This is a genomic window from Clostridium sp. CM028 (assembly GCF_030585565.1).
Classification (GTDB): Bacteria; Bacillota; Clostridia; order Clostridiales; family Clostridiaceae; genus Clostridium_AD; species Clostridium_AD estertheticum_B.
In genome coordinates this window covers 1,439,276-1,455,965 of sequence record NZ_CP077766.1, presented here as the reverse complement: position 1 = coordinate 1,455,965, position 16,690 = coordinate 1,439,276, and the positions used below count along the sequence as shown (strand labels likewise).

Here is a 16,690-nt window from a genome sequence, read left to right as displayed (position 1 = left end):
AAAACTATGGAAAAGATAATAGAAGTTAAAAATTTAAAAGTATCATATAATACTTATGCCGGTGAAGTACAAGCGGTAAGAGGAATGTCCTTTGACATAGATAAAGGAGAATGTATAGCAATAGTTGGAGAATCAGGATGTGGTAAAACTGTTACTTCTAAGGCAATAATGGGATTAATACAATCACCACAAGGAGTTGTTAAGGAAGGTAGTGAAATTATATATAAAGGTGAAAATATATTAAAATTTACTGAGAAGCAGTGGCAAGATTTTAGGGGTGAGCAATGTAGTATGATTTTTCAAGATGCTTTAACAGCCTTAAATCCAACTATGAAAGTTGGCAACCAAATCGCAGAAAATTTAATAATTCACAGAGGAATGAATAAGAGTGAGGCTTTAAAAGAGGCTTTAAAAATGTTAGAACTTGTTGGAATTCCTAATGCGGATAGAAGACTTAATCAATATCCACATGAATTTTCAGGTGGTATGAGGCAAAGAGTTATGATTGCTATAGCCCTTGCATGTAATCCAAGCATGATAATAGCTGACGAGCCAACCACAGCATTAGACGTTACAATACAAGCACAGATTATAGATATAATTAAAAGTCTTCAACAAAAGCTAGGAACATCGGTTATACTAATTACTCATGACCTTGGAGTGGTTGCTGACCTAGCTAACAGGATATTTGTTATGTACGCTGGCAAGGTAGTTGAAGGAGGGAATTCTGAGGAAATATTCTACAACCCTAAGCATCCTTATACTTGGGCATTACTTAAAGCAGTGCCAAGATTAGATCTTGAAAATAAGGAAAGATTAGTAGCTATTAAAGGCACACCACCTGACATGGTTTGTCCTCCAAAGGGCTGTGGATTTGCACAAAGATGTATATATTGTATGAAGATATGTTTAACAAAGGAACCTCCTACATACAAATTTGGAGGAGAACATAGGGCATCTTGTTGGCTTCATCATGAAATGGCTCCAAAGTTAAATCTACCTTTTGAAGTTGGTGGGGGTGAGTTACAATGACAGAAAACAAAAAAGATGTAGTATTAGAAGTTAAGAATTTAAAGAAATATTTTGATGTAGGAAAAAATGCAGTTTTAAAAGCAGTTGATGATGTGAGTTTTGTAATAAGAGAAGGTGAAACTTTAGGCCTTGTTGGGGAATCTGGCTGCGGGAAGACTACTTGTGGTAGAACTTGTATAGGAATGTACAATAAAACTTCCGGTAGTGTCCTATATAAGGGAAGGGATGTTCATAAAATACAGGGGGTTGAAAAGAAAGCATTTTACAAAGAAGTACAAACAATTTTTCAAGATCCATATGCATCATTAGATCCAAGAATGACAGTTGGAGACATAATAGCAGAGGGAATTGATATCCATAAGATTGCGGCTAATGGTAAAGATAGAACAGATAGAATTCAGAATCTTTTACAACTAGTTGGGCTTAATAAAGAACATAGTAATAGATTTGTTCATGAGTTCTCAGGTGGACAAAGACAAAGAATAGGGATAGCAAGAGCATTAGCTGTTGAACCTAAATTTATAATGTGCGATGAACCTATATCAGCCCTTGATGTTTCCATACAGGCGCAGGTTGTAAATCTTCTTATTAAACTTCAGAGAGAAATGGGACTTACTTATTTATTTATTGCCCATGATCTTTCAATGGTTAAACATATGTCTGACAGAGTAGCTGTTATGTATCTAGGTGTTATAGCTGAAATTACAGAGAGTGGAGAGCTTTATAAAAATCCTCTTCATCCATATACTAAAGCTCTTTTATCAGCAATTCCAATTCCTGACCCAAGACTTGAAAGAACAAGGGAAAAGATAATGCTTAAAGGTGAGGTTCCAAGCCCAATAAATCCTCCAATTGGATGTAGATTTAAGACAAGATGTAGCTATGCTACTTCCTTATGTAGTGAGCAAACACCACTTCTTAAAGAAGTAGCTCCAAATCATTTTGTAGCTTGCCATTTATATTAAAATGATTTGTTATTTTAATATAAATGTATAGGGGAGGATAACCATATGGACAAAATTTTAATTTTTATTAAGGATATTATTAAATCAATAATATTGGGATTAATAATATCTCTAATATTAATATTAATATCTATATTAGGAGCTATTTTAGTAAAACACGGTGGAACTAAAGTCACACTAGAAATTGTACGTAGTACATTATTCATTGTAGGAGGCCTTGGCTTAATTGTTTATTCTGGCTTTATATTAAAGAGAAACGCAAGAAGATCGCTTAGAAATGATAAGCAGTGGAAAGAAAGATTTCAGGTTATAAACTTTGTTAATGTATTACTTATTATAAATATCATGATTCTGGTTTCTGGAATTGTAATTGATAATATAAGATATTATCTGTAGGGTTAGCTTAAATATAATGATGGTATTATTTTAGTGACTATATGTTGTAAAAGTGCGTACTTACATTAAACTAATACAGTAGTATTATTATAACTAATGACAATAAAAATAAATGTTTGTTTTATGTAGGGCAAATAGGGTATTATACTGTTATTAAAAGGCTTTACAATGCGGTGTATTCAAAAAAATAAGTAAACGGAGGACTTTAAAATGAATGAAACTTTAAAAAACATAAGAAATAGAAGAAGCACAAGGGCGTTTTTACCAGAACAAGTTAATGGAGCACATGTGACAGATATAATAGATGCAGGTATTTATGCACCGAGTGCTAATAATACGCAGCCATGGCATTTTACGATAATACAAAGAAAAGATATTATAGACAGATTAAGTGATGCTTTTAAAGAAATTGCTAAAAAATCTGATAATGAATATATTAGAAGATTTGCTGATAATGAAAAATTTCATGTGTTTTACAATGCACCAACTGTAGTATTAGTTTCAGGAGACAAAAGTAACAACTCCGCCTCAGTTGATTGCGCAGTGGCAGTAGAAAATATGCTTATAGCAGCAGAAGCCTTAGAAATTGGTTCTTGTTGGATTGGTCTTATTGCACATCTATTAAATAGCGAAGAAGGTGCAGAGTTTGTTAAGGAGCTTGAAATACCAGAAGGATTTAGACAAATACATGCATTTTGCCTTGGATATAAAAAAATTGAGATAACTAATGCGCCAGTAAGAAAAGAAAATACAGTAAATTATATAAAATAATGATATAAGGCACCTTCAAAAAATTCATCAGACTAAATTAATTCTGATGAATTTTTGCATAGGAAACAGGAAACTTCACGATTATAAGTAAAAATTATGAATTTTAGTGTTAATATAAATAATATAGTTAATATAGTAGGGGATATATAGGATTTACTATTCTTATAAAACTAATAAATAACTAGTTATCTATTAGTTTTATAAAATAAGTCTTTACAAACACGTAAAAACAATATATAATAAAGATGTTGTCGGACATGCTTCATTAGCTCAGCTGGTTAGAGTACCTGACTCTTAATCAGGGTGTCCAGGGTTCGATTCCCTGATGGAGCACCATAAAGAAACATCAAGATCTTGTGATCTTGATGTTTCTTTTTATATAGACTAATTTTGAAATATTAACATATAATACAATAAAATATAAATTATACAAGGGGGAAATTATGGGTTCATACACAGTGTTAATTACAGTAGGTATAATTGTAGTATCATTAATTTTAATTGCTTATGGCATAGGATTTACAAGCATAGGAACAGATGAGGTAGGGATTGTCGAGAAGTGGTGGAGTTTAAGCGGCTCAGTGCCGGCCGATAGTCTTATAGCACTAAAGGGAGAAGCGGGTTATCAACCAGAAGTACTAAGGGCTGGTGTTCATTTCAAAACGCCTTTCAAGTATAAGGTTAAGAAGGTAAGGCTCGTAACTATACCACAAGGTCAAATAGCTTATGTATTTTCAAGGTCAGGGGAAAGTTTAGGGGATGGTCAAACTTTAGGTAAGGTTATACCACAAAGTAAGTCATTTCAAGATGTTGTGGCATTTTTGAATAATGGTGGACAAAAAGGTCCACAGAGACATATTCTTCGTGAGGGTACTTATGCATTTAACTTGGCACAATTTATTATAATCACGAAAGACAAGGTACACTCTATATTTACGTCAAAAGATGAGACGGCACAAATAGAAACAATGCGAAGTGACTTAGCTAGAGAAGGTGGGTTTAATCCTGTAATTATATCAAGTTCAAAAACTACGGAGCAATACACTCAGCAGAATGATGGTAGTGAAATGGAAGCCTCATATAATAAAGGAAGGAATAAGGACGGTAACCTGGATACTATAGGTATTGTAACTATCAATGAGGGGCCTACACCGGACAATGGAGCAATTATAGCACCTATTGTTGGTGAGAGTATAAATAATGAGTTCTATCACAATAACTTCCAAGAGCCAGAAAAGTTTTTAGCTGCAGATGGCAGAAAAGGTAAGCAGATGCAAGTACTTACGGATGGAGTTTACTTCATTAATAGAATGTTTGCAAGTGTTGATATAGTGCCTAAAAGTATAATAGATATTGGTTATGTAGGAGTTGTGGTAAGTTATTTTGGTGATAAAGGTGAAGATGTTTCAGGTACAGGTTATTCTCATGGAGAACTTGTAGAGCAAGGTAAAAAAGGCATTTGGAGAGATTCCATGATGCCAGGAAAGTATGCATTTAATACTTATGCAGGTAAAGTTGTACCAGTTCCTACTACTAATGTAATATTAAAATGGATTACTGGTCAAAGTGGAGTGCACAAGTTAGATGATAATTTAAAAGAGATTAGTTTAATAACTAAGGATGCCTTCGAGCCTAATCTACCACTAACCGTAGTATTTAACATCGATTATAGAAAAGCATCATCAGTTATACAAAGGTTTGGGGATATTAAAATGCTTATTGAACAATCGCTCGACCCAATGATAGCTGGTTACTTCAAGAATATTGGGCAAACTAAGACTCTTATACAATTAGTTCAAGATAGAAGTGAAATTCAGAAGCAGGCATCAGATGAAATGAAAGAGAAGTTTAAACTATATGATTTAGAGCTACAAGAAGTATTAATTGGAACACCGGCAGCTTCTGCTAGTGATACAAGAATTGAAAAAATTCTTGCACAGCTAAGAGATAGACAAGTAGCTATGGAAGAGATTAAGACCAATGAAGCTAAACAAAAATCTGCTGAAAAGCAAAGAGAATTAAATGAAGCTCAGGCAAAAGCAACAGCACAGTCAGCTCTTACGCAATCAAGTATTGACATAGAGGTAGCGGATAATAAGGGTAAATCTGAATTGAGATTGGCAGAACAGTTAGCACTAAAAACGCAGAAACTTTCCGAAGCGGACAAATATAAGAGAACTCAAGAAGCTGATGCTGAAAGATATACTAGAGAAGCCCAGGCAGCGGCACAAGCCAAAACCATTGAATTAACTGCGGGTGCTAATGCTAAACAAGTGGAACTTGCGGCAAGAGCAGAATCATTCAAACTTGAAACAGTAGGTAAAGCAACAGCACTAAATATTAAAGCAGTTGCAGATGCTACTGCTGAGCAAGAAACAAAGGTAGGTATCGCAAAGGGGACAGCGGCGAGGGCTTTAGTTGAGGCATATGGCGGCCCAGATTTACAAGTTAGGCAAAGCGTTATGATAGCATTTGCAGAGGCGTTAAAAATAAGTAAATCTCCACTAGTACCACAAACCATAATAATGGGTGGAACTGATGGGAAAACACCTAATGCAATGGAAGGTATAATGAGTATGGTGCTTGCAAATATGGCAAATGATAAAAGTGTAGTGATGCCTAAAGATATAGATAATGTAAATACTAAAGATGTAATAAAACAATAAAGAAACTAATGTAAAAAAACCATCAGAATAAATTAATTTATTCTGATGGCTTTTTTATTTAACAACATCTAACCTATAAAGTTTTGTATTGCAAGAAAAGCCTTAATATCTATCTTCTCATTAGAACTGATTAAAATACTAGCTTCTTCCTTGGATAATAACATAACTTCAATATCCTCATCTGGTTCTAAATAATCTTTTGATATTTCGCCGGAGCAAGTACAATACACTAAGGCAGCAGACTCGTCTGTCATACCTGTAGATATATACGCCTTAGATTTGGTCTTATCATAATCAATTTGAATCAAATCAAGGCCGGTTTCTTCTTTTAGCTCGCGGCTTACAGTAGTTTTAAAATCCTCTCCACAATCTATAAGTCCAGCTGGGATTTCATAAACATAATTATTAAGAGGAACCCTAAATTGCTTTATAACCACTAATTTATTTTGAGCTACATGAGTAGCTACAATTATAACAGCGTCTATATTGTCCTCTGCGCCATTAAAATAGTTATTTTTTAATGTAGCTAAATCTTTTCTAGAAGCTATGGACCAATTTCTAGGTTCTCCACTTTTATTGGTATACTCTGCATTATAAAGTTTTAAATACTTTGTATCTGCTAGTGTTGTAATGTTTTTTATACTCATTATTTCATCTCCAGTAATACTTCATTTTATGCTATCTATATTAGGTTACTCAAAATCCTCTGATTTTAAATTATTCACATAATCTAAAACGGCATCTAGTGATTTAGAGGAGTACATTGCGTCTACTCCGCCTTTATGATAATAAACCGAAAAGCGATCATTTTTGAAATAGAAAATGTGATAGCTTCTGCTACCTACCTGTCTATGCCCTAAACAGCTTTCGTCATCTATAATAAGCTCATTCAATATTCTATTTCCTACATTGACATCATTTATGACAGCTAAACTCAAATAACGAGGTTCAAAAGTAAATTCTTTCATTGTGTTCATTTTAATTCCTCCTTAATTAATGTATATAAATTAATAGTAGCACTTTGAATGAATAAAAACAAATAAAGGAAGAAGTAATCATTAAGAAATATATGAAATATTTTACCAATATTCAAGAGAGAAGGTACAATTAATAGCTAAATGTTCAATTTAAATAAATTCGATTGATTTATATTAAATAGTATTATATACTGATTGTAGTGGAATAAAAAAATTGTAAAAAAATCGTATATGATGAAATAAGTTATACTTTTATGCTTGTTTTGTGATCAAATCAATCAAGTTAAAACTTATATTTACGTTATTTATTTTTTGTAACTTACGGTGTAATCGTTATATATTTATTTTTTATAACTTGCAATGTAATCGTTATACATACAAAGAAATGAAAAAATTTTAATGATTTATGCAATGTGAAATTATATTAGAAATCTAATAGCTAATCAAAGAAAACTTTCAAGGAAATATGGAAGTTTAAAATGACACACTAATGTGTATGATCAAAAATTACATAAGAAAAATTAACTCTTTATCAAAATTTAAGACATAATTTTTATTTTGAAATTTTGTTGAAGTTTTAAAAAAATATCGAAAGGGGGAGCTACTCTCAAATTATTCAACAGTAATTATTAACGTACGAAAATTTAATTTATAATTGTATATATATTAAAAAAACTGCGTAAATGAAATTATTAATTTATTAGTGAATATATTTGACCATATTTTGAGTAGCATATATGTTTAATGAGTTTATTAAAACTATCACCAGTATTTTTAATGGCGGGATTGATGATGTCCAGAATGGATGCATTAATTGCAGCTCCAATTTCAGTAATTTATGCAGCTATAATAGCGGCAATAACTTGTAAGTTCAAATTTAATGATATTGTTGATTCTGCTGTGGAGAACGTAAAAGAAATGCAATTAGTTTTTTTTATACTAATGCTAGCATATGCACTAGCAGAAGCGTTTATGTCAACAGGTGTTGGAGCTGCGATAATTAATTTAGCACTTACGCTTGGAATAACGGGTAGAACAGTAGCGCTTACAGGCCTTTCAGTAACAGCTGTTCTGTCAATTGCAACAGGATCTTCATGGGGAACATTTGCAGCTTGTGCTCCAATTTTCCTATGGCTAAATCATATAACAGGTGGAAATATAATGCTTACTACAGCTGCTATTGCAGGAGGAGCTTGCTTTGGAGATAATATAGGACTTATTTCAGATACAACTGTTGTAAGTTCTGGTATTCAAAGTGTTGATGTCACTGATAGAATAAAACATCAAGGTGTATGGGCTCTTATAACGTTAGTAATAACGGCAGGTATTTTCTACTTTGTAAGTGTGTCAATGAACCTTCCAACTATAGTTGGAAGTTCATCCCAAGCAATAGATCAAATCCCAGAAAGTGTGTGGAAATCCCTTGAAGTAGCTAAACCATCAGCAGTAGTACTATTAAATCAAGTTAAAACCGGAGTTCCAGTTTACATGATTATTCCACTATTGGTAGTACTTGTAGTTGCGGTAAAGGGAATGCCAACACTTGCTTGTTTAGGACTTGGAATAATAACATCGTTAATCCTTGGATTAACAGCTGGAACAATAACAGACATACCTCAATTTTTAGAATTAATGAAAAAAGGATTCGCAGATGCGGGTTCATGGGTTATAGTAATGATGATGTGGATTGGAGCTTTTGCTGGTATAATGGGTAAAATAAATGCATTTGCACCATTGTCAAGATTGGTTTCGAAAATGTCATGCAACGTAAAACAACTTATGTTTTGGAACGGTATGCTTTCAATTCTTGGGAATGCAGCATTAGCAGATGAAATGGCTCAAATCGTAACAGTTGGACCAATAATTAAAAATCTTCTTGAAGACAACGTGGAAGGTAGTGAAGAAGACTTATATACGCTACGGCTTAGAAATGCTACCTTTGGAAGTTCTCTTGGAGTATTTGGATCTCAGCTTATTCCATGGCACGTATATATCGGATTTTATGTAGGGATAGCCTCTGCAGTTTATCCATTATACAAATTTGCTCCAATTGATATAATAAAATATAACTTTATGGCTATGGTAGCAGTATTTTCATTATTAGTTCTTACAATAACAGGTTGGGATAGATTTATACCCCATTTCAAATTGCCAAGGGAACCTGATGTAAGATTAAAGAAAAATGTAGAAGAGGAAGTAAAAGAAGAACGTTCTGCATAAAAGTAAATAAACATATCTTTATAAAAAGCTCACTGAAAAGTGAGCTTCAGACCGTTGACAAACATAAAATGTAAAACACTCTAATTTAAAATTGGAGTGTTTTTTTTCATATTCAAAAAGGATTTTAGGACATCGATGTCGAATATATATAGTATACAAACTTTATAATTCGGAGGGCATTATTATGATTAATGAAAAGAACTTCACACAACAAAAACTAGAAATGGTGTATTTAGAAGATTTAGTTCCTAAAGACCATATTCTGAGAAATATAGATAAATACATGGATTTCTCTTTTATAAGAGAACTGACTAAAAAATATTACTGCTTAGATAATGGAAGACCTGGCGTAGGTGCGACCTTAATTACAGCATAATATCCTCGTAGTAGAGTGAACACTGCTGTAGACCTACAATTATTATTGTAGGTAACTAATATTTTCGAGACCAGCATGAGAGCCTAATATCTTATGGATACTGAGTCTGACTAATACTCCTGCCAGCCTTGCAGTAATGTAACGTTGCGAAGCATAGGTGAAGACGGAGACACTGGCAGTAATGCTACACTTCGGGTCCAGTCATATATGGTTATAATTTCCTTGTATTTAAATTTCGTAACAGATAATCCCTATCCCTAGTTCAGATGGGAGGGTGTAAAAATTTTTTTACCTCAATGTATGTCTACGCGTGCAGAAGGGGGACGACCTTATGGTGGTTGGAGAATGCGTGTGAGACGTATCCAGGTAAGAACTGAAAAGAACGGAATATAGAGGAGACCTAAGTATGATATATAAAGCGAAAATATTGGGAAAGGTGATTGACCTAATTACACTCCGTGTAATAATAATTGGGGACTGATTGCACCGAAAGGGTAAATCAATAAAGATTATGAATGGGTTAACAGCGAGGCTGTAGTACCGTTAGTATCCTATATTAAGAAATATAGGAGAGGAAAGAGCCTTAGACGTGTGATGTATATAAAATAATTTGTAAATTTCTAATTCGCCAAATTAGATGAAAGAGACTATTCGTACAGAAATGAGGAGAGTCAGACTAACGAGTATAAATAATATTTACTTCATAGATATGAAACAGAGATTTGAAGATTTTAAAAATGGAAATATAGATTTGCGTAATTTAAGTCCTTTAGTTTATTCCGAAGAGAATGTTATGCTAGCAGTACGTCAACTTAGCAAGGGTAAAGGAAGAATGACAAAAGGACCAGATGGTTCTAATTATGATACCATAGCAAAAACGAATTTTATTGAGTTAGGTATGATAGTAAAAGACCGTTTACTTAATAAAAAGATGGATTATGTTAAACGTATTTATATTCCTAAAGGTGATGGTAAGAAACGACCTATTGGCATATGCACAATCTGGGATAAGCTTGTTGAGAAGTGTATTCAGCTAGTATTAGACCCGTACTGTGAAACTAAGTTTGTTCCTAGTTCCTTTGGATTTAGGGAGCAAGTATCAACACATAATGCAATAGCAAAAGTTAAAAACCAAACTAATGTTATGCCATATGTCTTATCTGTAGACATGAAGGATTATTTTGGAACTATAGACCCTAATATTATGTATAGGGAACTATGGCATATGGGAATACATGACCAAGTAATATTAAACTATATTTATCGTTTTATTAAGAAAGGTTACCTAGAAGCAGGGTGCAAAATCTATGACCCGAAGGGTTCTGCACAAGGTAGTATTATAGGACCATTATTATCAAATGTGTACCTTCATCGTTTTGATGTATGGTTGCGAGATCAGGGTGATGATTGGCATGATAAAAGTGTTAATAAGTTTCATAATATAGACAATAGACGTTCAAATATGAGAAGAACTAATTTGAAAATTGGTATCCATGTAAGGTACGCTGATGACATTTTAGTTTTATGTAAGAGTAAGAGTGATGCTGAAAAGTTTAAATATAGTGTAACGAAATATCTTACAAAAAATATGAAACTTATTATTAATGAAGATAAAACTAAAATTTATGATTTAAAGAAAGAAAAGATGAAATATCTGGGCTATAATTTTAAGCTTTATCAAAAACGTAGTAGAATAAGAAATGGTAAGGAGCTAATGGTAATTAACAGCTTACCAAAGGATAAGGGGAATTTAATAGTAGAAGAATGTTGTAAAAGACTTAATGATATTAAAAAAATACCTAGTTATGAGAACATCATGGCTTGGAATGTATATATTATAGGATTACATAATTACTATAAAGGTATGAATGAGTTTAATAAATGTTTTGGAAAGTTAGGATGGCGAATTTACAAAAGGTTTTATAATACAATGGAAGGTCGAATTAAGTTTATAACAGAACAAAAAATCAAGAATAATTTTAGAAAGGGTACATATAAAAGTTGGGGTAAAACAGGATACTACATGTTGTATGATATACCAATTGTTCATATAGAATGGGCTAATTGGGAATATAAATTAGTGAGTGCAATAAAAGGTAAAATATGTAGAATCAATCCGTACGATTATGGTGAAAAGAAAAACCATAAGCCTGGTGTATCTCTTAATGATATTAAGTACCTTGTAGAGAGTGCTAAATTATCTCGTCAGGCAAGTAGATTTAGTCAATTTAGAATTAGTAAATATAGTTCGTTACATGGATTGAGTCATATCTCTGGGGAAGTAGTTCCAGTAGAAGATTATCATTGCCATCATATAGTGCCTTGTAATAAGGGTGGTAAAGACGATTATAATAATCTATGCATACTAAGTAAGGAGCAACATATCATACTACATAGTAATAATAGAGCAAAATTATATGATGTGGTTGGAAAGAAGTATCATAAAAGGGTCGAAGAATTGATAAGTTTGCTATAAAAAAAAAAAAAAAAAAAAAAAAAAAAACTTGATTTCAAAAGTGGTTATAAATATATTTGAGTTTTCAGTTTGTCAGACGTTGGAACGCTGTATGCGATGAAAGTCGCCCGTACAGTGTGGGAAGGGGGAAAAGACCGAGGTAGTAATATCAGAGTCTTACCTATCTTCATATCCTATTATACTTTTTAAAATGCTGTTTATTGGGTACTTATTTGGAATAAAATCTGAGCGACAACTTGTAAAGGACATTGAAGTAAATGTGGCTTATAGATGGTTTCTAGGACTAAGTCTTACTGATCCTATTCCAGATCATTCAACACTTAGCCAAAATAGGCGTAGACGATTTAAAGGTACAGATGTGTTTCAAAAAATATTTGACGAAGTAGTATTTAAGGCTATAAATCTTAAGATGGTAACCGGTAAAATACTTTACACAGATTCTACACACCTAAAAGCAAATGCTAATAAGCGAAAGCTTGTGAAAATTGAAGTTGAAAAAACGCCGAAAGAATATGTAGCTGAACTTAATAAAGCAGTGGAAGAAGATAGAATAAACCATGGTAAAAAACCTTTAAAGGAAAAAGAACCTGTCACCAAAATAAAAGAAACTAAAGTTAGCACAACCGACCCTGACAGTGGATATATGATGAGAGATGGCAAGCCGGAAGGCTTCTCATATTTAGATCACAGAACTGTCGATAGCAGACATAATATAATTACTGATGTGTATGTTACTCCTGGAAACATAAATGATGTTGATCCTTATATCGATAGATTAGATGTGCAAATAAAAAAGTTTAATTTTAATACAAAATATGTTGGTGCAGATGCTGGTTATGCTACAAATCTTATATGTAAAGAACTATATGAGAGGGAATTAAAATCTGTAATGGGATACCGTAGGTCTCCACATACAAAAGGAATGTACACAAAAAATAAATTCCAATATCTTAAAGAACAGGACATTTACGTATGCCCTGACCTAAGGGCTTTACATTATAAAACGACAACAAGAGAAGGATATAAAGAATATGTTGGTAATGCAAAATATTGCGAGATATGTCCAAATAGAGCTCAATGCTTTTCTGCAAAAAGCAAGTTTAAAACTATTAGAAGACATGTTTGGGAAACGTATAAAGAAGATGTTGTAAAGTTCACCAGAACAGATAAAGGCAGAAATATATATAGAAGAAGAAAAGAAACTATAGAGCGAAGCTTCGCAGATTCAAAACAACTGCATGGGCTTCGCTATTGCCATATGCGTGGATTAGAAAATGTGCAAGAGCAGTGTCTGCTTACAGCAGCAGTGCAGAATATGAAAAAGATAGCTAGCCTGCTATCTTTACTGTTTTTTGATTTTCTAACTAAGAAGATAGTTGTTATTTTACATTTATCCATAACTCAAAATGCTATCGCATAATTGCATGTAAAAAGCCCAGTATAATAAAAAAATTATACTGGGTTTGTAAACAACCTGAAGCTCACTGAAAAGTGAGCTTCTTTTTTATTGTAAAATTTTAATCTTATAGTTATTTTTTTGATTATTTCTAAGTTAAATTTAGGATATACAATAATTGATGCATCGAATGTTGTAAATAAAACATACTACTTATAACATAAAAAATTATAATATTACAAATTTTATAGTTAAGGGGGAATCAAATGAAGAGGTTCACAAAAATAACTTCTATATTGGTAGCAATTGGATTATTATTTAATAGCTTCAGTAGTGTTGTACTAGGTGCGCAAGTTGCGCAAACGAAGCAGGCACAATTAAATAATTCATTGTCAGTAGGAAAAAGTATATCAGGCTTTATGTTAGAGTCTAAAAAATGGCTTCCCGATGTACACTCAACTGCCATGATATTTAAGCATATTAAAAGTGGGGCTAAACTGATTTATTTACAGAATGAGGATGAAAACAAAGTATTTTCAATAAGTTTCCGTACTCCAGTGAATGATAATACTGGTGTTAACCACATTATTGAGCATTCAGTTTTATGCGGTTCAAAGAAGTATCCTGTTAAAGACCCATTTTTAATTATGACTAAGCAATCACTAAGTACATTTATAAATGCGTTTACAGGACCGGATTTTACAATGTATCCAGTAGCAAGTAAGAATGAAAAGGATTTTGACAATTTGATGGGTGTATACATGGATGCAGTGTTTTATCCAAATATATCTAAAAATCCTAAAATACTTAAACAAGAAGGGTGGCATTACGAGGTTAATAGTAAGACAGGAGAGTTACATTATAATGGAATAGTATACAATGAAATGAAAGGGAATAACTCTTCTCCAGAGGTAATATTATCTAATACTATTAATCAATCGCTTTTTAATGAAAATTCATACAGTTTTGAATCGGGAGGTAAGCCAGATAATATTCCTGACCTAACCTACGACAAATTTATCGAAACATATAAAAAATATTATGTTCCATCAAATAGCTCTATATATTTATATGGAAAATTGGATATTGAACATACATTGAAATTTATGAATGATAATTATCTAAGTAAACTTAAAAAAACAACAGTGGATAGTAAAATTAAATTACAGAAACCTTATGAAAATGAAAAAAAGGTTGAAAAAACAGCTTTATATCCTGTGGCTAAAGGTGTAGGTACAGCAGATATGACGTACTTATCATCTAATTATATGATCGATAAGGTAACAGATGTAGAAAATATTTTAGGTTTTCAAATATTGCAAGAGATTCTTTTGAATACTAAAACTTCACCTCTAAGGAAATCATTATTAAATAATGGGATTGGAGGGGATGTCTATGCAAGTTTTAACCCCTCAACTAAGCAACCAACTTTCAGTATAATTGCTACCAATGCAAATGAATCAGAGAAATATAAATTTAAAGGTCTTGTTGATGATTCCTTAAAACAAGTGGTAAAAGAGGGGTTTGATAAAGAATTAGTAAATTCAGTATTCAGTGCTGTAGAACTAAGTTTGCGTACTCAAAATTCGGATGCTAACAGAGGTATGAATTATATGTCTTCAGCTTTAAATTGCTGGAATTATGATGTGAGCCCTACAGAATATCTAGAGATTACCCCAGCACTTAATAAAATAAAATCTAAAATATCCGATGGGTATTTTGAAAAGTTAGTACAAAAATATTTATTGGATAATAAAAATAATTCATTAGTTGTTTTAAAACCTTCTAGTGGATTAAATGAAATAAAAGAAGAAATGGTAAAAAAGAAACTTTCAGAGTATAAAAAATCACTATCGCAAATTGAATTAGCTACAATTAAAAAAGACGCAGAAGAATTAAAAAAATGGCAGGGAACATCAGATTCAAAAGAAAAATTATCGAAAATACCAACACTTACTCTTAAGGATTTAAATTTAAAATCGGAAGAAATTCCAACAATAGAAAAACTAGAAGGAGGTATAAAAGTATTAAGTCATCCTATGTTCACTGATGGAATTACTTATTCTAATTTATATTTTGACAGTTCAAAGGTTCCTCAAAACAAAGTATTATATTTGAAATTACTTGCGAGCGTTTTAGGTAATGTTAGTACTGAAAAATATAATATTATGCAACTTTCAAATAAAATGATGAAGTATACCGGGGGAATTGCCTTTAATTCAACATCATTTAAAAATAATACTGATAGTAATAAATACTCTCCTAAAATGAGTGTTTCAGTAAATTCTATTAATAATGCATTACCAAATTCTTTGGAACTATTAGATGAAATAATGAATCATAGTAAGTTTGATGATAAGGAACGGATGAAAGATTTAATTAAAAAAATAAGAGTAAATTATGAATCTATGTTTGTTAATGAAGGTAACCGAATTGCAATAAAACGTGCATTGTCCTATTTATCATATAGTGGTAAGTATACTGATTTGGATTATTTGCCTTACTATGATTTTATTTGTGATTTGGATGATAACTTTGATGTGAAATTTGAAGAAACGGTAAAAAATTTAAATGATGTTAAAGATATTGTATTTAACAAAGAGGACTTGGTTGTAAGTTACACTGGAGATGAAAAAAATTATGAAGACTTTGTTGTTAGTCTTAATAAATTAGGAGAAAGAATTAAGGATAAAAAATTTCCTAAGCAGAAATATGAGTTTGATTTTTCGAAAAAGAATGAGGCTTTTGTAATTCCATCTCAAGTGCAATATGTGGTTAAGGCTGGTTGTTTTAAAAAAGCAGGGTACAACTATAATGGACATATGAAGGTTCTTGAAAATATTTTAAATAGTGATTATTTATGGCAGGAAGTTAGAGTGAAAGGCGGTGCATACGGTGGGGCTATGAGTTTTACAAAGGACGAGGTATTGTTCTATTCTTACCGCGATCCAAATTTAAAGGAGACATTAAACACATTTGATGATGCTTTAAAATTTTTAAAAAACTTTAAAGCAAGTGAAAAGGATATGACTAATTATATAATAGGAACGATAGGAAGTATGGATTCTTTAGCAGGGCCATCTTCTAAAAGTCTAATGGGGGACAATATGTATTTTACAGGAACTACTCAAGCTGATATTCAAAAGCTACGTGATGAAGTGTTAGCGACTACCGCGGGTGACATAAGAAACTTCGCGGATCTGTTGGATACTATAAAAAAACAGAAATTACACTGCGTTGTTGGTAGTGAAACTAAAGTAAATCAAAATAAAGATTTATTCGATAGGATTATAGTACCTATTAAGAAGGCTAAACATTAATATTTTAGCTCCGCAGGGGATGATTAAATATGCTTTAAATTGCAGTATACATTTAGAAAAGAACATAAAGCGCAAGTTTTATGTTCTTTCTGTGT

At 32.2% G+C, this 16,690-nt stretch carries 10 protein-coding genes, 1 tRNA gene and 2 pseudogenes; 11 read left to right on the top strand and 2 right to left on the bottom strand.

The genetic code is table 11. The annotated features are described in order from the left end of the window. The first annotated feature begins 6 nt into the window (after nucleotides 1-6). The 6 genes from KTC94_RS06845 to KTC94_RS06820 all read left to right on the top strand — a co-directional run bounded on the left by KTC94_RS06845 (nucleotide 7) and on the right by KTC94_RS06820 (nucleotide 5,830). Nucleotides 7-1,032 (top strand): ABC transporter ATP-binding protein, encoded by a 1,026-nt coding sequence (locus KTC94_RS06845; RefSeq protein ID WP_220319979.1) that lies wholly within the window; start codon nucleotides 7-9, stop codon nucleotides 1,030-1,032. Then, a complete protein-coding gene (locus KTC94_RS06840; protein WP_216303128.1) occupies nucleotides 1,029-1,997 on the top strand; it encodes an ABC transporter ATP-binding protein in 969 nt (322 codons plus the stop codon). The genes KTC94_RS06845 and KTC94_RS06840 overlap by 4 nt, the downstream gene beginning before the upstream one ends. Nucleotides 1,998-2,042: 45 nt before the next feature. Then, entirely contained in the window at nucleotides 2,043-2,393 is a 351-nt protein-coding gene (locus tag KTC94_RS06835) for a hypothetical protein (RefSeq protein WP_216303127.1), read from the top strand. A gap of 210 nt (nucleotides 2,394-2,603) precedes the next feature. Continuing rightward, nucleotides 2,604-3,164 carry a nitroreductase family protein gene (locus KTC94_RS06830; protein WP_216303126.1) on the top strand — a complete coding sequence of 187 codons (561 nt, stop codon included), beginning with the start codon at nucleotides 2,604-2,606 and terminating at the stop codon, nucleotides 3,162-3,164. Between the two features lie 259 nt (nucleotides 3,165-3,423). After that, nucleotides 3,424-3,500, top strand: a tRNA-Lys gene (locus KTC94_RS06825). A gap of 107 nt (nucleotides 3,501-3,607) precedes the next feature. Beyond that, nucleotides 3,608-5,830: a flotillin family protein gene (locus KTC94_RS06820; RefSeq protein ID WP_220319980.1), complete on the top strand. Its 2,223-nt coding sequence runs from the start codon at nucleotides 3,608-3,610 to the stop codon at nucleotides 5,828-5,830. A 68-nt stretch (nucleotides 5,831-5,898) separates the two neighbouring features. Here the strand turns inward: KTC94_RS06820 and KTC94_RS06815 are convergent, their stop codons facing one another. Both KTC94_RS06815 and KTC94_RS06810 read right to left on the bottom strand, forming a co-directional pair. Next, the gene (locus KTC94_RS06815) at nucleotides 5,899-6,477 is read right to left on the bottom strand and encodes an NUDIX hydrolase (RefSeq protein ID WP_165413113.1); all 579 of its coding nucleotides are present in this window, start codon (nucleotides 6,475-6,477) and stop codon (nucleotides 5,899-5,901) included. A gap of 45 nt (nucleotides 6,478-6,522) precedes the next feature. Further along, nucleotides 6,523-6,807, bottom strand: coding sequence for a hypothetical protein (locus KTC94_RS06810; protein WP_220319981.1), 285 nt, complete (start codon nucleotides 6,805-6,807; stop codon nucleotides 6,523-6,525). A gap of 792 nt (nucleotides 6,808-7,599) precedes the next feature. On the opposite strand from KTC94_RS06810, the gene KTC94_RS06805 reads away from it, so the two are divergent. The 5 genes and pseudogenes from KTC94_RS06805 (at nucleotide 7,600) to KTC94_RS06785 (ending at nucleotide 16,595) form a co-directional block, all read left to right on the top strand. Continuing rightward, complete coding sequence (locus tag KTC94_RS06805; protein WP_258876420.1) at nucleotides 7,600-9,027, top strand: Na+/H+ antiporter NhaC family protein; 1,428 nt, start codon at nucleotides 7,600-7,602, stop codon at nucleotides 9,025-9,027. Nucleotides 9,028-9,211: 184 nt separating this feature from the next. Then, nucleotides 9,212-9,394 (top strand): annotated as a pseudogene (locus KTC94_RS06800) (IS5/IS1182 family transposase); the annotation flags it as partial. A gap of 802 nt (nucleotides 9,395-10,196) precedes the next feature. After that, on the top strand, nucleotides 10,197-11,879 hold the full coding sequence (locus tag KTC94_RS06795; RefSeq protein WP_304518707.1) for a reverse transcriptase domain-containing protein: 1,683 nt from the start codon (nucleotides 10,197-10,199) through the stop codon (nucleotides 11,877-11,879). 172 nt (nucleotides 11,880-12,051) lie between these two features. Next, nucleotides 12,052-13,299: pseudogene (locus KTC94_RS06790) on the top strand (IS1182 family transposase); the annotation flags it as partial. 242 nt (nucleotides 13,300-13,541) lie between these two features. Then, nucleotides 13,542-16,595 carry an insulinase family protein gene (locus tag KTC94_RS06785; protein WP_220319983.1) on the top strand — a complete coding sequence of 1,018 codons (3,054 nt, stop codon included), beginning with the start codon at nucleotides 13,542-13,544 and terminating at the stop codon, nucleotides 16,593-16,595. Nucleotides 16,596-16,690: the final 95 nt, after the last annotated feature.